Raw genomic sequence first — 18592 nt, forward strand, 5'->3', positions numbered from 1 at the left:
CCAGTTGAGTACCTTGCGTGACTGGCGCCACACTCACCGTAGACTTACAGGTGCTATCACTGCAACCTTCTTGCGTCGATGTGTGGTTGCACAGTGGACTGGCCCGAGGGAAGGGAGAACCGTGGGACTCAGAAGCAGCCCGACATACCGGCAGCGGCGCCTGGGGGCGGAGCTGCGTCGCATGCGCGAGCGGAGTGGCCTGTCCTCGTACGAGATGGCGGGGCGGCTCGGCATGAAGCAGCCGCAGTTGAGCCACATCGAAGCCGGACGCACCACAATCGGTGTCGAGCGGCTCCGGGCACTGGCGGCCGAGTCAGGTGTCAGTGATGCCACCTTTATCGAAGCTCTGATCGAGATGGAGCAGTCGTCCGGCAAGGGGTGGTGGAGCGGGTTCCGTAAGCGTCTGCGACAGCCTTACCTCGACCTCGCCGAGTCGGAGGCCGCGGCGGTGCGTCTCAGGAACTACGAGCCGATGTTCATCCCGGGCCTGCTGCAGACGCGTGAGTATGCGGCGGCCGTCCATCGGGACGGGTACGCACGGCTCTCCGCCGAAGAGCAAGAGACGGCCGTCGAGTTCCGGATGCTTCGGCAGAAGATCCTTACCGGCGAGAACGCTCCCCGGTTCCACGCGATCATCCACGAGGCCGCGCTGCGCCCCTCCATGGGAGACCAAGAACTCATGCGCGCGCAGTTGCTGCGGCTGGTCGAAGCGTCCCGGCTGCCGAACGTGACTCTGCAGGTCCTGCCGTTCGACGGCCCCATCGCCTTCGGGACCGGCTTCCTGATGATCGAACCGCGCGTGGCGGACCTGAGCATGACGCTCGTCTCACACGTCGAGCAGACGCTGTACCTGGAAGACCCGGCCTCCATCGCCAGGTACGACGAGCACTTCGCTAGGTTGGAAGCCATGGCGCTGGCTCCCATCGACGCCACGGCGGCACCGGAGACACGCATCGCCAAGGACTCGCTGGGGCTGATCCAGCGCATCCTGTATCCCCTGCTCTAGGAGAGGCGTCGATGTCGCGGCTGATATGGCGGAAGTCAAGCTTCAGCGAGGGAGGAGCCGTCAACTGTGTTGAGGTCGCCACAGACCCCACCGGCACCCCCCACCTCCGGGAGAGCGACGACCCCGACACCGTCATAGCCACCACCCCCACCGCCCTCCGCTCCCTCCTCCGCGCCATAAAGACCGGCGCCCTCGACCGCCCGGGCGGCTGATCACCGCCCTCCCCCTCACGGCGGTACATTCGGGTCCGACTGGGCCAAGTCCCTGACCCCAGGGGCCCGACGAAGTCTTGGAGCCGCCGTGCGCGTTGTCCTCGCCGAAGACCTGTTCCTGCTGCGGGACGGTCTGGTCAGGCTGCTGGAGGCCTACGACTTCGAGATCGCAGCGGCCGTGGACACCGGGCCCGACCTGAGCCGCGCGCTCGCCGAGCTGAAGCCGGACGTCGCCGTCGTGGACGTGCGGCTGCCGCCGTCGTTCACGGACGAGGGGTTGCAGTGCGCGCTGGCCGCGCGGCGGGCGCGGCCGGGGTTGCCGGTGTTGGTGCTGTCGCAGCATGTGGAGCAGCTGTACGCGCGGGAGCTGCTGGCCGACGGCAGCGGCGGGGTCGGGTATCTGCTCAAGGACCGGGTCTTCGACGCCGACCAGTTCATCGACGCGGTGCGGCGGGTGGCGGCGGGCGGTACGGCGATGGATCCGCAGGTGATCTCGCAGTTGCTGAACCGGCGGGCGCAGGACAAGCCCATGGGGAAGCTGACACCGCGCGAGCGGGAGGTGATGGAGCTGATGGCGCAGGGGCGGTCGAACGCGGCCATCGCCACGCAGCTCTTCGTCACCGAGCGGGCGGTCGCCAAGCACACCTCGAACATCTTCGGGAAGCTCGGCCTGCCGCCGTCCGACGACGACAACCGCCGGGTGCTGGCCGTGCTGGCCTATCTCGACCGGGGGCATACGCGGGACTAGCCACCGGCCGGCGGCAGGACAGAAGTTGCGCGCCGACCGTCGGCGCCCCCGCTGCTCGTGCCGGTCGAACCGGCACGAGCAGCGGGGGCGGCGAGGTCGCGTCACGCGACGGCGGTCCCCTCCAGCTCGACCATCAGGGTGGGGATCGCCAGCCGTGTCACCCCGAGCATCGTGGTGGTCGGCGCCACCCCGGCGGCGCCCAGCCGCGATGCCAGCACGCCGTAGTGCTGGAAGAGCAGATCGACATCGGTGGTGTAGACGTTGAGCCGCACGAGGTTCGCCAGGGACATGCTGGCCTCGCCGAGGACGGCCTCCAGGTTGTCGAGGCTCAGCGCCAACTGCGCGGCCATGTCACCGTCATGCTGGGGCTTGCCGTCGCCGCTCATCGCGGTCTGCCCGGCGCAGTACAGGGTCCGGGTGTGCCCCGAGACGACCTCACCCTGGTTGTACCCCAGCTCGGCCGACCACGCCCACGGGTTGACCGTCGTGCGCTCCATAGCCTCATCAGCTCCCATTCGGTTCATCGACAGTACGTACGTCCGCCGGCCGGACAACCGCCCGGCCCCGAGACGCTGTTGAGAGCCTCGCAACGAAAGCGTGACACCTTGTGTCGTGTATCTCGGTAGTGTTCTCGCATGCGCGCCGACCGATTGGTTTCGCTGGTGCTGCTGCTGCGCCAGCGCGGTCGGCTGTCGGCGGCCACACTGGCCCGCGAGCTTGAGGTGTCCACCCGCACCGTGCTGCGCGACATGGAGGCGCTGTCCGCAGCCGGGGTCCCGGTCTACGCCGAACGCGGCCGGAACGGCGGTTTCGCGTTGTTGCCCGGTTTTCGGACAGAGCTCACCGGGCTGAACCACGACGAGGCGCTCGCCCTGCTGGTCGCCGGATCACGGCGCGGCGCGCAGGTGTTCGGCCTCGGCTCGGCGCTCGCTTCGGCCATGCTCAAGGTGGTTGACGCGCTGCCCGAAAGCCATCGGGACACGGCGGCGGGCGTCGCCGAGCGCTTGCTCATCGACCCGGAGACCGACCTCCTCTCGCGCCGCGTGGTCGCCGACGAGGTGCCCGACACCGTCGTGTCCGAGGTCCGGCGCGCCGTGCTCGCCGGACACCGGCTGCGCATCCGCTACGCGGCCGTGGGCCGGCCCCCGAGGTGGCGCACGGTGGACCCGATCGGCCTGGTCACCGTGCGCGACCAGGGCTACTTGCTGGCCACGAGGTCCGGCGCGGACCGCACCTACCGGCTGTCCCGGGTGCTGGCCGCCGAGGAACTCGACGAACCCGCACAGCGACCGGACCGGGTCGATCTGGACCGGGCCTGGCAGGAACACAGCACACGGTTCCGGACCGGCGGCGACCAAGTCGCCGTGCTGGTACGGGTGGACCCGGCGCGGCGGGAGGATCTGGCGGGGACCGCGCTGGCCGTCCTGGCCGAAGCGGCCGACGCGGACGGCCGGCTGCGGATGGAGGTGACCTTCCAGGATCCACGACACGCCGAATGGGCGCTGTGGCAGCTCGCCACAGACGCGGAAGCCCTGGCCCCGCAGTGGTTGCGCTCCTCCCTGCGCGACCGCGCCGCCGCGATCGCCGCCCGCTACGGAGTGTCCGACGACAACCGCCGGGTGCCGGCCGTGCCGGCCTGTCTCGACCGGGGGCATGCGCGGGATTAGCGTTGCACGGAGGGTCAAAAACTGTGCGCCCCCGGTCAACGGCGGCAAGAGTTACGGGCCGGAGAATGCTGGTGCGAGTACCTGGCTCGAAGCGGCAGGGGGCATGCGCGTGGTCTCGGCGATTCCGGAAAACCTCTTCAAGTACTCCGATGCCTGCACCAGGGGCGCCGAGCAGTTCCAGAGCTGGGTTCGCACGGTGCTGGCGCCGGCGATGAGCGCTTTCGATCGCAACGCGGCCATCCCGTGCAGCGGGCTGGACGCGGCTGTGGCCAAGCAGATCGCGGCGGCGTTCTACACGGATCGCGATGTGAGGACGGTGGGCCAGGCCTTTCTGGAGGCCGATGGCCCGACGGCCCGCAAACCGGGAACGCCGGTCGGCGCTCCGGAGAAGGCGGTCGAGTCGGCTTTCCAGCGACTGCAACGGCAGTATGCCCTGCGGGCTCTGCAGGGTGCGCACCAGGCGCAGATGAATGCGGGAGCCAATCTCGCCAAACGCCTGATGAACGCCCGGCCCGCCGAGGTGAACGACATCGTCAAGCTACTCGCACCGCACGCCAACGACCCTTATTTCAACGCCGGTTTCTACAATAACCTGGACAAGCGCCATATTGAGACCGCCATGACGTTGGGTGGAATTCCGGCTCTGGTGCAGGCCTACTCATCCGGCCTCCTGGACAGGAAGGTCCACGACAGTGTCGCACGGATTGTTTCGGTGCCCGCGCCCGACTTCCGCGGCGCCGTGAGCCTGGACGATCATTACATGAGCGATGCCCAGAAGACGGAATTCCTCAGGAGTATTGGCGCCAACCCGATGGCGGCCCGCAACTTCTTGGCGTGGTGGCCGCCCGATGTGGCGCCGCCGTCCGGCCCGGCTCATCTCTCCTACGAGCTGTGGTTCGCGGGCTACCTTCCCTATCCGTCCGTGGCTCCCCATGGCGTGGCCCCTGACGGCAGGCGCTACTCTCGCGAGGAACTGGCCGTGCTGAGCTGGATAGAGCTGCACAAGGACATCATCCTCCGGGAAGCCAGGAAGTGGGACATCGATCCGAGGGGCATCATCGCCGCCATCTCGTGGGAGGCGCTGAAGAACGTGCACAACCGGCGGCGTCCCATTGCCGTCAACATCCCTCCGACTGTCCCCAAATTTGGCTTACATTCCGTCGGACCGGGCAAGGTTCACCTTCTCAGCAGTCTCATAACGGATCTCGAGGGCGGAAAGTACGGGAACTATGTGCCCGCCACCGGACTGGACGAGCGGAAGCAGATCCTGGCCAGCAGCGAGGGGTCCATCAAATACATCGCCGCGATCATGGCCGCCTACTCCAAGGTGACGGACGATTCCGGGCACCGCCCCATCCGGAAGGACCCTGTGATGCTGACCCAGGTGTTCCATGGCGGCGGCGTGCAAGAGAACCCGGGTAAGTGGCGCGAGCATCTGAATTCTGTTCCGAAGGACTATCAATACGCGCCGGGGAACGACATGGCCGTCTGGGCCCGGCAGAACATGCGCTTCCTGGACGATGCCTTGGCCGCCGACTAGTTCCGCGTCAGGTGATTTCCCATGAGCCAGCCCCGTTGTCACTGGGCCGGCTGGCGTCGCTGGGCCGGCGGGCCTATCCGATGCCGTTGACCTGTTGCTCGATACGTGGTCGGTCGAGCGGTGGTCCACGTCGACGCATCATGCCCCGTACGCACCATTGCTGCCGCACCGTCACCCTCGTTAACGTGCCGTTGACATACGACCGTTGGCCCGGGCCGGGCGGCATTGGGGGGCACCATGAGCGATCTGAGCAGACGCACGCTGATCGGAACCGCCGGAGCACTCGGCGTCGGGGCCGCGATCGGGAGCCAGTCCCCGGCGGCGGCCGTGGGGGTGGGGGGCGCGGAGGACGCGGAGGACGCGGAGGACGCCACCGCCGCCTTCGACACCGCGCCCGCGCGCGCCGCGCTGAAGCGGCTGCTGCCGGAGCACGCCGGGCAGTTCCGGCTGGTGGCGCTGGAAAGCGATGGCGGCGAGGAGCGGTTCGAGGTCTCGGGGAAGCCGGGGCGGATCGAGGTGGCGGGGACCAGCCCGGCAGTGCTGCTCACCGGGGTGCACTGGTATCTGAAGTACACCTGTCATGCTCTGATCACCTGGGCCGGGGACCAGCTCGACCTGCCCAAGACCCTCCCCGCGCCCCGGGGCCGCGTCGAGCGGTCGACCGCGCTCCCCCACCGCTTCGCGTTCAACGACACCCACGACGGCTACACCGCGCCGTTCGCCGGCTGGGAGCAGTGGGAGCACCTGATCGACGTCGCGGCCCTGCACGGCTGCAACGAGCTGCTGGTCACCGCCGGCCAGGAGGCCGTCTACCACCGCCTCCTCAAGGACTTCGGCTACTCGGACGAGGAGGCGCGCGCCTGGCTGCCCGCGCCCTCCCACCAGCCCTGGTGGCTGCTCCAGAACATGAGCGGGTACGGCGGGCCGGTGAGCCCCGAGCTGCTGGCCAAGCGCACCGAGCTGGGCCAGAAGATCGCCGGCCGGCTGCGCGAGCTGGGCATGCGGCCGGTGTTCCCCGGCTACTTCGGGACCGTTCCGGACGGGTTCGCCGAGCGCAACCCGGGCGCGCGCACCGTCCCGCAGGGCACCTGGAACGGGCTCGAGCGCCCCGACTGGCTCGACCCGCGCACCGAGTCCTTCCGGCAGGTGGCCGCCGCGTTCTACCGCCACCAGGAGGAGCTGTTCGGCGCCTGCGAGCTGTTCAAGATGGACCTGCTGCACGAGGGCGGCGTCGCCGGGGACGTCCCCGTGGCCGACGCGGCCCGCGCCGTGGAGACCGCCCTGCGGACCGCCCGGCCCGGCGCGACCTGGGTGATCCTCGGCTGGCAGGCCAACCCCCGGCGGGAGCTGCTGGACGCCGTGGACCGGGACCGGATGCTGGTGGTGGACGGCCTGTCGGACCTGGACTCCATCACCGACCGGGAGAAGGACTGGGGCTCGGTGCCGTACGCCTTCGGCACCATCCCCAACTTCGGCGGCCGCACCACGATCGGCGCCAAGACCCACATCTGGGCGCGGCGGTTCACGCAGTGGCGCGACAAGCCGGGCAGCAAGCTGGTCGGCACCGCCTACATGGCGGAGGCGGTCGGGCGCGATCCGGCGGCCTTCGAGCTGTTCAGCGAGTTGGCGTGGCGGGACGAGGCGGTGGACCGCGAGGAGTGGTTCCGCACCTACGCGGACGTACGGCTGGGCGGCCGGGACGACCGGGCCCGGGAGGCGTACGCGGCGCTGCGCGACACCGCGTACCAGATCACCAGCTCCGACGGCCGCCCGCACGACTCGGTGTTCTCCGCCCGCCCCGATGTGACCGCGCGCTCCGGCACCAACTACGCCACCCGCGTGCCCGCCTTCGACCTGCCGGACTTCGACGCCGCCTTCGCCGCGCTGCTGGCCGTGCGCCCCGCGCTGCGCGACTCCGACGCCTACCGCCACGACCTGACCGACCTGGCCCGCCAGGCGCTCGCCGACCGCTCGTGGACCCTGATCCCCCACCTGCACGACGCGTACGCCCGCAAGGACCTCGCGACCTTCCGGGTGCTGGCCCGGCTGTGGCTGAAGCTGATGCGGCTGAGCGACGACATGACCGGCGCGCACCGCGGCTTCCTGCTCGGGCCGTGGCTGGAGGACGCCAAGCGGATGGCGTCCGGCGAGGCGGAGGCCGCCCAGCTCGAACACGCCGCCCGCGCCCTGATCACCACCTGGGCGGACCGGGTCACGGCGGACACCGGCAAGCTCGCCAACTACGCCAACCGCGACTGGAACGGCCTCATCGGCGACTTCCACCTGCCGCAGTGGCAGAGCTACCTGGACGAGCTGGAGGACGCGCTCGCCGAGGGGCGCGAGCCGCGCGAATTCGACTGGTTCGCGGTCGAGGAGCCGTGGACGCGGGAGCGCAAGAGCTACCCGGTGCGGCCCACGGCGGACGCCCACCGCACCGCGCGGCGGGTGTACGAAGCGTTGGCCAAGGCCCCGTACCAGGGCGCGGCCACCGTCTCCACCACCCCGCCCCAGGTGCCCCCCGGCGGCGCCGCCGACATCGCCGCGTCCCTGCGCAACCTCAACGGGCTGCGCGCCACCGGCCGCGTCGACTTCGACCTGACCGTGACCGGCCTCGACCCCAAGCCGCAGGGAGACACCTGGCTCCCCTCGATCGCCCCGGCGAAGAGCGGCGAGGTCCACTGGCGGGCCACCGCGCCCGGCGAGCCGCTGAAGGACCCGCTCAAGCCGCTGCCGTACGAGCTGGCGGTCGAGTTCGGGCCGCGCGGCGAGGACCGGGTGCGGCTGGACCGCACCGGCACGCTGTGGGTGGCCGGGCCGCTGGATCCGGGCCTGAGGACGGTCACCAACAACGGCGCGGTCTTCGGTCAGCTGGGCGAGCGCTTCGCGATCGACGGCGCGGGGCGGGACCTGTGGAAGGCGACGGCCGAGTTCGGGTCGGTGTACCGGGAGGGGGCGCTGGCCGTCTCCACCGCCGTGACGGTGAAGGTGGACAGCCAGGCCGCGACGGGCGCGTGGGCGCGGGCCGGCATCATCGCGCGCGACAGCCTGGCGACGGCGGGCTCCCTGGGCTTCGTCAACCTGTCCGTCACCCCGTCCAGCGGCGTCGTGCTGTCGTACGACACCAACGGGGACGGCACGCTGGACGCGTACAAGCGCGTCACCGGCGTCAAGGCGCCCGTGCTGCTGCGGCTGACGCGGGTGGCCGCCGCCTCGTACAAGGGCGAGCTGTCCACCGACGACGGGGCGACCTGGCGGGCGGTGGGGACGGTGACGGCGCCCGGCGGCGCCGGTTCCGCGCAGGACGTCGGGATCTTCATGAGCGCGGCCCACGGGGGGAACGTGGCGCGCGGCACGGTGGAGTTCAGCGGCTGGCGCGTCGGCTGACCGCGCGGGCCCGCTCGGGCGCGGAGCCGGGGCCCGCGCAGGGGCCCCGGCTCCGCGCGGCGGTGACCATCGCATCCGGCGCTCGTTCTCCAACCGTGGAGCAGCAGCAGGAGACAGCCGACCTCCCCGGTGGTTCCCCCACCCTGATCGACGTCGAGCAGGCCGAGGCCGCCATCGTCGAGCACTACCCGCGCCTGGTGCGGCTCGCGTATCTGGTGCTGCCGCCCGGCATGGGGCGCACCCGCCGGGTGCTGGCGGCCCACGGGCTCGCGCAGCGCGCGCTGCCCCGCGGCCGGGCCAACGGCGCCGGGGCCGGACCACAGACCGGTGTCAGGCCGCAGACCGGGGCCGACGGCCGGGGCGGCGCCGGGGCCACGCCCGGGCTCCCCGGGCAGCGCGGGGCGGAGGGCGCGGCGGACGACGCCGGGTACGCCTTCGTGCGGCTGCGGGTGCTGCGCGGCGCGCTGCGGGCCGCGCGGCGGCGGCGCCTGCCGCTGGGGCCGGCGCTGCCGCGGGTGTGGGGGCTGCGGCTGTCCCCGTCCCCCGGCGGGTCCGACGAACTGGCCCTGGACAAGGCGCTGTCTCAGCTGTCGGGCCCCGGCCGCGCCGCGTACGCGCTGCGCGGCCTGGAGCGGCTGGACGACCGCGAGGCGCGGGAGGTGCTGAAGGCCGCCGGGGTCGCCGACCCGCGCGGCGCGCTCGCCGAGGCGGACACGGTGGAGGACCCGGCGGGCAGCCGGGACGGCACCCTGCTGGAGTCCCCCGAGTTCGACCCCTGCGCGCTGCGGGCCCGGCCCACCGATCTGATGCGGCGCCGGCAGCACGCGCGCGCGGCGCTCGCCGCCGCCGCGGCGCTGGTGGTGTGCGGCACGCTGCTCGGCGTGCCCGGCGAGGGCTGGGGCCCCAGCGGCGCGGCCGCGCCCCCGTACGCGCGCAACCCGTCCTCGGAGCGCGCGCTCGACCCGGCCGAGCTGACCCGCGCCGCGCCCGAGGCGTGGCGCACCGCCACCCGCGCCGACTTCTCCACCTGGCCCGCCCGCGGCGACCGCACGGGCGACACGCCGCTGCTGCGCCGCGCGCTGGCCGTTTGGGCGCGGCCGGGGCGCTCGGTGCGCGTGTCGGCCACGCCCGGCACCCAGTCCGGCCCGCCCTCGGGCCCGCCCCAGCTGCTGTACGCGGGCGAGGTGGACCAGGTGGCGGTGGTCCTGCTGTACGACGGGCTGCGGGTGGTGCGGTACGCGGAGGCGGGGGGCGGCGACGGCGGCGCCGTGGCGCTGGACTTCGCGCGGGCCGACGCCGCCGACGCGGCCTCCTCGACCGGTCTGGTCGTGACCCGCGCGGACGGGAACGTCCGCTATCTGGCCGCCCCCTGGGTGCGCCACCCCTCCGTACGGGACCTGGTGCGGCCCGGCGAGGCGGCCCGGCCGCTGCGTCTGACGGCGGACGGGGTGACGGATCCGGTGCGCGCGGGCGGCGCCGACCTGGTGGGCGGCGCGGGGCGGGCGCCCGAGTGCGAGAGCTGGACCGCGCTGCGGCTCGGGTCCCGCCTGGTGACGGACCTGGGCGAGATCGTCCCGGCCCGGCTGACGTACGGCGCCCCGGGCGGCCGGGGCGGCGGGCCGCGGGACGTGGCGGGCGCGCCGGCCCGGGCGGCCTGGGCGCACACCGCGTGCCGGCTCCCGCTGCTGCACTCGCGGGGGGTGCGCACGGTCAACGCCTGGCGGTTCGCGGCCCAGCGGCTGCCCGAGGGCGGCGGCTCGGCGGAGTGGGTGTGCACGCGCGCGGAGACCTGGCGGGGCGCGGGCGGCCGGGTGCTGGCCCAGTTCCAGCCGCCCACCACCGACCCCGCCGCGCCGGCCGCGGTCGTGGCCAACGCGGGCGACTCCCCGGCCTGCGGCCCGCGCGAGCCGCGCGTGCTGGCGGGCGCGCTGTGGAAGTCCCGCGCCGGGCGGTGGTATCTGCTGGCGGCGGGCAGCAGCCAGGTGACCTCCGTCGCCGCGCGCGGCGACGTCCGGGGCACGGCGGTGGGCCGGACGCTGACCCTGCCCGCGCGGGAGGGCGACCAGGCCCGGCTGAGCGGCCGCCTGGTGTCGGGCGGACGGCTGTCGGCGCTGCGCTGACGGGAGGCGGTATGGCGAGCCCCGTGTGGTGACGTGAGGAAGGAATCCCTCACAGCCGCCGGCGCCCCCGCGCAGCCCCGCGCGTGGTCGATGGCCGTGCTTCACCACCATGCGGCGGGTTCCCACAAGAAGTCGTCGGGCTCCAGCCGCTCCAGGTGGTATTCGAACAGGGCCCAGGTCAACTCGAACTGCCAGCGCGCAAGGTCACGTCGGGAAGTCTCCATGCGCCGACCCTGACACACCGTCGTTCCGCCCGGAAATCAATTATCCGCAGTGCAGCAGAACTGATCCAGGGAACCCCATTGAACAGTGGAATTCGTCTCGTCGCGTATGGAAGGCTCGCAGGTGTCCACAGAATTCCATAGCGATTTGGGTACGGCAGGAAATCTCGTGCGGATAACGAATTCGATCGCCGCCACCGCTGTCGCGGTGCTGGCATTCACTCTGACCGGCTGCGGCGACGACGGCGACGACAGTAAGTCGGCGGCACCGACCAAGGACGACAAAGCCACCACTCGGGCCGAGGACGCGGGCAGGTCCACCCCCTCTGCCGGCGGGGACAGCGGCGACATGAAGTCCTCCCGCCCCACGCCCACCCCGAGCCGCGCCAAGGCCCCCAGCGGGACCGCCACCCCCGCCCCCAGCCGCACCACCAGCGCTCCCTCCAAGGCCCCGGCCCCGAGCCGTACGACCGCCGCCCCGCCCACCACCTCCAGCCAGTTGTCGCGGGTCCAGGGCGCCTGGTACTACCCGATGCGGGACGCGAACGGGAACCTGATCACCCTGAGGATCAGCGGCACGTCCATGTCCGCGAGCGGCAACAAGGGCACCTGCTCCGGGACCATCAGCGCCTCCATGGCCGCCACCTTCACCTGCCAGGGCGCGACCACGAGCGGCACGGCCCGGCTCAGCGACGGCGGCCGGACCCTCACCTTCAACTGGAGCGACGGCAACCCCGACCGGTTCGTCCGCGCCAAGCCCGCGTAGCGGTTCAGCCAGGAAAATGTTTGCGGCGCATTTCTGCAAGGGGATGGGGCGTTGCCCCCACGCGTTCGCCCCAGCCGCCCCGACACCTGACGGAAGCGCCGGAGCACGCCCGGATCACGCCGGATGGGCACCGCAAGCCCCTGCAAGCCTTCCGCAAGGCATTGCGGTGCTGTTACGTTCACCGGCATGACCCAGGAGCTGACCACCTCCCCCCAGACCGAGACCGCCCGTCCGGCCGGCGGTGCCGACTGGTGGCGCGACGCCGTCATCTACCAGGTGTACGTGCGGTCCTTCGCCGACAGCGACGGCGACGGCATCGGGGATCTGCGCGGCGCCCGCGAGCGGCTGCCCCACCTGGCCCGGCTGGGCGTGGACGCGGTCTGGCTGACCCCGTTCTACGCCTCGCCGCAGGCCGACGGGGGCTACGACGTGGCCGACTACCGCGCCGTCGACCCGCTGTTCGGCACCCTCGGCGACGCCGACGACCTGGTGCGCACCGCCCATGAACTGGGCCTGAAGGTGATCGTGGACATCGTGCCGAACCACACCTCCGATCGGCATGTGTGGTTCCAGGAGGCGCTCGCGGACCGGCCTCGGGGGGCGGCCCGCGAGCGCTACCACTTCCGGCCCGGCCGGGGCGCGGACGGCGAACTGCCCCCCAACGACTGGGAGTCGGTCTTCGGCGGCCCCGCCTGGACCCGCACCACCGATCCCGACGGCACCCCGGGCGAGTGGTACCTCCACCTCTTCGCGCCCGAGCAGCCCGATCTGAACTGGGACTGCCCGGAGGTCGCCGAGGAGTTCGAGTCCATCCTGCGGTTCTGGCTCGACCTGGGCGTGGACGGCTTCCGCGTCGATGTCGCGCACGGCATGGTCAAGGCCGCGGGCCTGCCCGACATCGGCCACACCGAACAGGCCAAGCTGATCGGCGCGCAGGTGCTGCCGTTCTTCGACCAGGACGGTGTGCACGAGATCCACCGCTCCTGGCGGCGGCTGCTGGACTCCTACAGCCGGGCCGACGGCACGGTGCGGATCGGCGTGGCCGAGGCGTGGGCGCCCACCTCCCAGCGGCTGGCGCTGTATGTGCGCCCCGACGAGCTGCACCAGGCGTTCAACTTCCAGTTCCTCAGGTGCCCGTGGGACGCGGCGGCGATGCGCGAGGTGATCGACGAGTCGCTGGCCGCGACCGCCTCCGTGGGCGCCCCCACCACCTGGGTGCTCTCCAACCACGACGTGGTCCGGCACGCCACCCGCTACGCCGAGGACAGCCCGGCCCAGGGGCTGCGCCGGGCGCGGGCCGCGGCCCTGCTGGTGCTGGCGCTGCCCGGCTCGACGTACATCTACCAGGGCGAGGAGCTGGGGCTGCCGGAGGTCACGGACCTGCCCGACGAGTGCCGCCAGGACCCGGCGTTCTTCCGCGCCCTCCACGCCGGCGGCCAGGACGGCTTCCGGGACGGCTGCCGGGTGCCCATCCCCTGGTCGCGCGACGGGGAGTCGTACGGCTTCGGCCCGGGCGGCAGCTGGCTGCCGCAGCCCGCCGACTGGCCCGGGCTGTCGGTGGAGGCGCAGACCGGCGACCCGGACTCCACGCTGGAGCTGTACCGCGGCGCACTCGCGGTGCGCCGGGAGCTGCCCGGCCTCGGGGACACCCCGATGGCCTGGCTGGACGCGCCCGACGGGGTGCTCGCGCTGTCCCGGCCGGGATTCGTGTGCACCCTCAACACCCTCGGGGAGGAGGTGGAGCTGCCCGTCCCCGGGCGTGCGCTGCTGTCCTCGGCCCCCCTGGAGTACGGGGCCGGCACCGTGCGCATTCCCGCCGATTCCTGTGCGTGGTGGGCAATCTGACGCGCGACCGGTACAGTCCAGCCCCATGACCGCACGGCTCGCTGACATCGCAGCCCAGGCGGGGGGCAGCGAGGCCACGGTCAGCCGTGTGCTGAACGGCAAGCCCGGCGTGGCGGCGACCACCCGCGAATCCGTCCTCGCGGCCCTCGACGTGCTCGGCTACGAGCGGCCGGTGCGGCTGCGGCAGCGCAGCGCGGGGCTGGTCGGGCTGATCACCCCCGAGCTGGAGAATCCGATCTTCCCCGCGCTCGCGCAGGTCATCGGGCAGGCGCTGACCCGCCAGGGCTACACCCCGGTGCTGGCTACCCAGACCCCGGGCGGCTCGACCGAGGACGAGCTGACGGAGATGCTGGTGGAGCGCGGGGTGGCCGGGATCATCTTCGTCTCCGGGCTGCACGCGGACACCACCGCCGATATGCGGCGCTACGACCGGCTGCGCGGCCAGGGCGTGCCGTTCGTCCTGGTCGACGGCTACTCACCGAAGGTGCGGGCGCCCTTCATCTCCCCCGACGACCGGGCGGCGATGCTGCTGGCGGTGACCCACCTGGCCTCCCTCGGGCACACCCGGATCGGGCTGGCGCTCGGCCCGAAGCGGTTCGTGCCCGTGCTGCGGAAGATCGAGGGCTTCCAGCGGGCGATGCGCGAGCAGCTGGGGGTCGGGCCGGAGGAGTCCGAGGAGCTGATCCAGCACTCCCTGTACACCCTGGAGGGCGGTCAGGCGGCGGCCGAGGCGCTGATCGAGCGCGGGTGCACGGCGGTGGTGTGCGCGAGCGACATGATGGCGCTGGGCGCCATCCGCGCGGCCCGGCGGCAGGGCCTGGCCGTGCCGGAGGACATCTCGGTGGTCGGCTTCGACGACTCACCGCTGATCGCCTTCACGGACCCGCCGCTGACCACCGTCCGCAAGCCCGTGCAGCCGATGGGCCAGGCGGCGGTGCGCGCCCTGCTGGAGGAGATCGGCGGCACCCCGGCGCCGCCCAGCGAGTTCGTCTTCCTCCCCGAGCTGGTGGTCCGCGGCTCCACGGCCTCGGCGCACGGGGCGGGCGCGCGGGGCGGCGGGACATAATCGGGCGTTTGCCGGACTCCCCTACAACCGGGACCACCCCAAGCGGGACATAAGGTGTCAAGACCGGACTCGGGGACGGTCTGCCGCCGGGTCGCTTCTGGCAGACTGTTGCCCTATGGGTGAAGCGACTGTGAGGACTCTGCCAGGCCGGACGGCCACTCCGTCACCCATCGAGGAGACCGAAGCGCGCCCGGCGCCGCCCCCTACGCTCATGGACCGGCTGCGCGCCCCCCGCAGACCCCGGCTCTGGTTCGAGATCCTCCTGGTCGCCGTCGGCTACTGGACGTACTCCCTGATCCGCAACGCCGTCCCGGAGCGGAAGCACGAGGCGATGCGCAACGCGGGCCGGATCTGGGAGTGGGAGCACCGGCTCGGCCTGGCCTTCGAGCACGGCGTCAACCACGCGCTGGACTCGGTCGGCTGGCTGATCGTCGGGATGAACTACTACTACGCCACGCTGCACTTCGTGGTGACCCTCGGCGTGCTGGTGTGGCTGTACCACTGGCACCCGGGCCGCTACGCCGCCACCCGGCTGGCGCTCTTCGCGACCACCGGGGTCGCCCTGCTGGGCTACTACTTCTTCCCGCTGGCGCCGCCCCGGCTGATGGCGAGGGGCCACTTCATCGACACCGTCGTGGCGCACCACACCTGGGGGTCGATGGCCTCCGGGAACCTGGCAGGCATGTCCAACCAGTACGCGGCGATGCCGTCGATGCACATCGGCTGGTCGCTGTGGTGCGGGATCACCATCGCGGTGCTGGCCCGCCCGGTGTGGGTGAAGGCGCTGGGGCTGCTGTACCCGGCGGCCACGCTGGTGGTGATCGTGGCGACGGCCAACCACTTCTGGCTGGACGCCGTCGGCGGGGCCCTGTGCCTGTCGTTCGGCTTCGGCCTCTCCCGCCTCTGGTACGGCAGGCTCTCGTACCGGCTGCCGAAGCAGGTGGCCGTGCGGCAGGCGGAGGCCGAGCCGGAGGCCGGGCCGCGGACGGCCTGAGGACGGCTGGCGCGGGCGGCTCGAGGGCACCTGCCGTGGGCGGCTTGCGCGCGGCTGTCAAGACGGCTTGATCGCACCCGCCCGAGCCGCCATTCTGGCTCAGCATTCAGGGGCTCGATCTTTCGCGCGAGGGCGACGATCCGCGTCGCCCTCGCGTCGCTGTGGGCACGCCGCGGGCCCGAGGACACGGCGCGGGCCCGAGGACATGAAAGGGACACCGGCACGTGCACACCGCCGACGCCACACCAGCCGCCTCCGCCCCCTCCGCCCCGCGGCTGCCCCGACCCCGCTCGGGCTCCGCCGGGCCGCGCTTCCGGCTCGTGGCCACCGATCTCGACGGCACGCTGCTGCGCACCGACCTGACCGTCTCCGCCCGCACCCGCGCGGCGCTCGCCCTCGCCGGCCGCTCCGGGGCGCGCCATCTGGTCGTCACCGGGCGGCCGGCCGCCTCCTGCCGGGAGTTCCTGGTCGCCATCGGCTACGAGGGACTCGCGGTGTGCGGTCAGGGCGCGCAGCTGTACGACGCCTCGGCGGACCGGCTGCTGGTCTCCGCGGCGCTGGACCTGGACCTGGCGCGTGCGGTGGTCAAGCGCACGGAGGAGGAGCTGGGCGGGCGGCCGCTGGAGCTGGCGGTGGTCACCGCCGCGCCCGAGAACCGCTTCGTGGTCACGCCCCGCTTCACCGACCGGGTACGGCCGGACTGGGGGCTGGCGGGCAGCCGGGAGGAGTTGTGGGCACGGCCGATCGAGAAGGTGCTGATGCGCCACCGCGAGCTGCCCGACGGCCGGGTCGCGGCGGCCGCGGCGCTGGCGGGCGGGGACGAGGTGTCGGTGACCCACTCGGAGAAGGGCATGATCGAGGTGCTGCCCGCGGGGGTGGACAAGGCCCTGGGGCTGGGGCGGGCGGCGGAACGCATGGGCTTCGCGCCGGAGGACACCATCGCCTTCGGCGACATGCCGAACGACATCCCGATGCTGGAGTGGGCGGGCTACGGGGTGGCGATGGGCAACGCGCACCCGGGGCTGATCGCGGTCGCGGACGAGGTGGCGCCGGACCACGACGAGGACGGGGTGGCGGCGGTGCTGGAACGGGTGTACGGCCTGCCTGACACCCTTGACTGACTCTCCATGGCTAAACAGAATGTCCAAAGTGCAGCCTGAATCCCGCCCCGCCGACCCGCGCCCCACCGCACCCCACTACCTGGACGAGCGGTCCGGCGCCCGCTACCCGCTCACCGACCCGCGCTGGCGCGGCGACGACGGCGCCCCGCTGACCGTCTCCGCCCTGCCCGGCATCACCCGCGAGGACGTGGACACCGGCACCCGCTCGCTGTGGCGCTACCGCGCGGCCCTCCCCCTGGACATCCCCACCCCGGTATCGCTCGGTGAGGGCCTCACCCCCCTGGTCGAGAAGGCCTGGGGCGAGGCCCCGGTCCTCTTCAAGCTGGAGTGGTTCAGCCCCACCGGCAGCTTCAAGGACCGCGGCAGCAGCGTGATGATCTCCCTGCTGGCGCAGCGCGGCGTGCCGGAGGTCATCGAGGACAGCTCCGGCAACGGCGGGGCGTCCGTCGCCGCGTACTGTGCCGCGGCCGGCATTCGGGCCACCATCCTCGCCCCCGCGTCCACCTCCCCCGCCAAGGTCCTCCAGGCCCGCGCGTACGGGGCGCGGGTGGAGCTCGTCCCGGGCGACCGGGACGCCACGGCGGCGGAGACGCTGCGCCGGTCGGCCCGTACGTACTACGCCGGCCACAACTGGCACCCCTTCTTCCTCCAGGGCACCAAGACCCTCGCCTACGAGCTGTGGGAGGACCTGGGCTTCACGGCCCCGGACAACGTGGTGACGGTGGCCGGCGCGGGCTCCACCGTGCTCGGCTGCGACCTCGGCTTCTCCGAGCTGCTGGCCGCCGGCCAGATCCGGCGCCGCCCCCGGCTGCTCGTCGCCCAGCCCGCCCACTGCGCCCCCATCCACGCGGCCTTCCACGGCGAGCCCGCCGCCCCCTTCGCCCCCACCATCGCCGAGGGCGCGGCCATCCGCGCGCCCGTCCGGCTGCCCGAGGTCGTGCGGGCCGTGCGCCGCTCGGACGGCGACATGGCGGCCGTCCCCGAGGACGAGATCGCCGCCGCGGCCCGCCGCCTGGCCGCCATGGGCCTGTACGCCGAGCCGACCAGCGCGACCGCCGCGGCGGCGATCGACGTCTTCCGCGCCCGGGGCGCGATCCGGCCCGGCGAGACGACGGTCGTGCTGCTGACCGGCTCGGGCCTGAAGGCGGCGACCACGATGAGCGCCCTCTTCACCGATCGGAAAGACGCCTCATGACCGCCGAGGACGACCTGCTCCTGCGGGAAGCCGAGAAGATCGTCGTCGCCATCGGCCGGATGTTCCCGGGGCTGTGCGAGGTCGTACTGCACGACCTGCGCGACCCGGAACACGCCATCCGGGCCATCGAGTCCAACCTCTCCGGCCGCGCCGTCGGCGACCCCGCCACCGAGCTCGGCATCGCCCGTATCCAGGACCCCGGCTTCCCCGACATCGTCCAGAACTACCCGAACCGCTTCCCGGACGGCCGCCCCGCCAAGAGCACCTCGATCGGCATCAAGAACAGCGCGGGCGAGTACGTCGCCGCCATCTGCCTCAACCTCGACGTGTCCCTGTTCGCCAGCGTCGCCCGCAGCCTCAGCAACCTGGTCCGCACCGACGACCAGGAGCAGCCCCTCACCGAGACCCTGCGCGCCCGCACCGCGGACGAACTCCGCACGGTCATAGAGGAGTTCGCCGCCGCCCGCGGCCACACCCCGCGCAGCCTCGGCTCCCCGGCGAAGAAGGAACTCGTCCGCTCCCTCAAGACCCGCGGCTTCCTCCAGGTCAAGCACTCCGTGCCGGTGGTGACCGAACTGCTGGGGGTGTCCCGGGCGACCGTCTACAACTACCTGCGCTCGCCCGCCGAGTGACGCCCCGGCCGGCGAGGCACCAAAACATCAAGGCACCAAGGCACCGAAGCGCCGACGCGCCAGCCAAGGGTATTG

Annotated in this window: 15 protein-coding genes and 1 pseudogene; 14 read left to right on the plus strand and 2 right to left on the minus strand. The window is 72.6% G+C overall.

Annotated features, from left to right (window positions below):
• Window positions 1-121 precede the first annotated feature (121 nt).
• From ABFY07_RS07950 to ABFY07_RS07960, 3 genes are all read left to right on the plus strand, one after another.
• Entirely contained in the window at window positions 122-1006 is an 885-nt protein-coding gene (locus ABFY07_RS07950) for a helix-turn-helix domain-containing protein (RefSeq protein ID WP_346173765.1), read from the plus strand.
• Between the two features lie 11 nt (window positions 1007-1017).
• Window positions 1018-1218 carry a DUF397 domain-containing protein gene (locus tag ABFY07_RS07955; RefSeq protein WP_346173766.1) on the plus strand — a complete coding sequence of 67 codons (201 nt, stop codon included), beginning with the start codon at window positions 1018-1020 and terminating at the stop codon, window positions 1216-1218.
• A gap of 88 nt (window positions 1219-1306) precedes the next feature.
• Window positions 1307-1966 (plus strand): response regulator transcription factor, encoded by a 660-nt coding sequence (locus tag ABFY07_RS07960; RefSeq protein WP_346173767.1) that lies wholly within the window; start codon window positions 1307-1309, stop codon window positions 1964-1966.
• 101 nt (window positions 1967-2067) lie between these two features.
• On the opposite strand, the gene ABFY07_RS07965 is transcribed toward ABFY07_RS07960, so the two are convergent.
• Window positions 2068-2463, minus strand: coding sequence for a RidA family protein (locus ABFY07_RS07965; RefSeq protein WP_346173768.1), 396 nt, complete (start codon window positions 2461-2463; stop codon window positions 2068-2070).
• 138 nt (window positions 2464-2601) lie between these two features.
• Here ABFY07_RS07965 and ABFY07_RS07970 point away from each other — a divergent pair, with 138 nt between their 5' ends.
• The 4 genes from ABFY07_RS07970 (at window position 2602) to ABFY07_RS07985 (ending at window position 10677) form a co-directional block, all read left to right on the plus strand.
• The gene (locus ABFY07_RS07970; protein WP_346173769.1) at window positions 2602-3633 is read left to right on the plus strand and encodes a helix-turn-helix transcriptional regulator; all 1032 of its coding nucleotides are present in this window, start codon (window positions 2602-2604) and stop codon (window positions 3631-3633) included.
• A gap of 103 nt (window positions 3634-3736) precedes the next feature.
• Window positions 3737-5173 carry a hypothetical protein gene (locus ABFY07_RS07975; protein WP_346173770.1) on the plus strand — a complete coding sequence of 479 codons (1437 nt, stop codon included), beginning with the start codon at window positions 3737-3739 and terminating at the stop codon, window positions 5171-5173.
• Window positions 5174-5410: 237 nt separating this feature from the next.
• Window positions 5411-8557: an alpha-N-acetylglucosaminidase gene (locus tag ABFY07_RS07980; protein WP_346173771.1), complete on the plus strand. Its 3147-nt coding sequence runs from the start codon at window positions 5411-5413 to the stop codon at window positions 8555-8557.
• 95 nt (window positions 8558-8652) lie between these two features.
• Window positions 8653-10677 carry a hypothetical protein gene (locus ABFY07_RS07985; protein WP_346173772.1) on the plus strand — a complete coding sequence of 675 codons (2025 nt, stop codon included), beginning with the start codon at window positions 8653-8655 and terminating at the stop codon, window positions 10675-10677.
• A gap of 110 nt (window positions 10678-10787) precedes the next feature.
• Here ABFY07_RS07985 and ABFY07_RS07990 read toward each other — a convergent pair.
• A pseudogene (locus tag ABFY07_RS07990) lies at window positions 10788-10901 on the minus strand (DinB family protein); the annotation flags it as partial.
• A gap of 166 nt (window positions 10902-11067) precedes the next feature.
• Here ABFY07_RS07990 and ABFY07_RS07995 point away from each other — a divergent pair.
• The 7 genes from ABFY07_RS07995 to ABFY07_RS08025 all read left to right on the plus strand — a co-directional run bounded on the left by ABFY07_RS07995 (window position 11068) and on the right by ABFY07_RS08025 (window position 18517).
• A complete protein-coding gene (locus tag ABFY07_RS07995; protein ID WP_346173773.1) occupies window positions 11068-11664 on the plus strand; it encodes an RAD23 family protein in 597 nt (198 codons plus the stop codon).
• A gap of 186 nt (window positions 11665-11850) precedes the next feature.
• Window positions 11851-13509, plus strand: coding sequence for a glycoside hydrolase family 13 protein (locus tag ABFY07_RS08000; RefSeq protein ID WP_346173774.1), 1659 nt, complete (start codon window positions 11851-11853; stop codon window positions 13507-13509).
• A 25-nt stretch (window positions 13510-13534) separates the two neighbouring features.
• Window positions 13535-14575: a LacI family DNA-binding transcriptional regulator gene (locus ABFY07_RS08005; protein WP_346173775.1), complete on the plus strand. Its 1041-nt coding sequence runs from the start codon at window positions 13535-13537 to the stop codon at window positions 14573-14575.
• Window positions 14576-14690: 115 nt separating this feature from the next.
• Window positions 14691-15569 carry a phosphatase PAP2 family protein gene (locus ABFY07_RS08010; RefSeq protein ID WP_346173776.1) on the plus strand — a complete coding sequence of 293 codons (879 nt, stop codon included), beginning with the start codon at window positions 14691-14693 and terminating at the stop codon, window positions 15567-15569.
• A gap of 224 nt (window positions 15570-15793) precedes the next feature.
• Window positions 15794-16690, plus strand: coding sequence for an HAD family hydrolase (locus ABFY07_RS08015; RefSeq protein ID WP_346173777.1), 897 nt, complete (start codon window positions 15794-15796; stop codon window positions 16688-16690).
• A gap of 19 nt (window positions 16691-16709) precedes the next feature.
• Complete coding sequence (locus ABFY07_RS08020) at window positions 16710-17885, plus strand: threonine synthase (RefSeq protein ID WP_346173778.1); 1176 nt, start codon at window positions 16710-16712, stop codon at window positions 17883-17885.
• Window positions 17882-18517 carry a helix-turn-helix transcriptional regulator gene (locus ABFY07_RS08025; protein ID WP_346173779.1) on the plus strand — a complete coding sequence of 212 codons (636 nt, stop codon included), beginning with the start codon at window positions 17882-17884 and terminating at the stop codon, window positions 18515-18517. Before ABFY07_RS08020 ends, ABFY07_RS08025 begins: the two co-directional genes overlap by 4 nt.
• Window positions 18518-18592 lie beyond the last annotated feature (75 nt).

It is taken from the genome of Streptomyces sparsogenes subsp. cuspidosporus (genome assembly GCF_039532705.1).
Lineage (GTDB): Bacteria > Actinomycetota > Actinomycetes > Streptomycetales > Streptomycetaceae > Streptomyces > Streptomyces sparsogenes.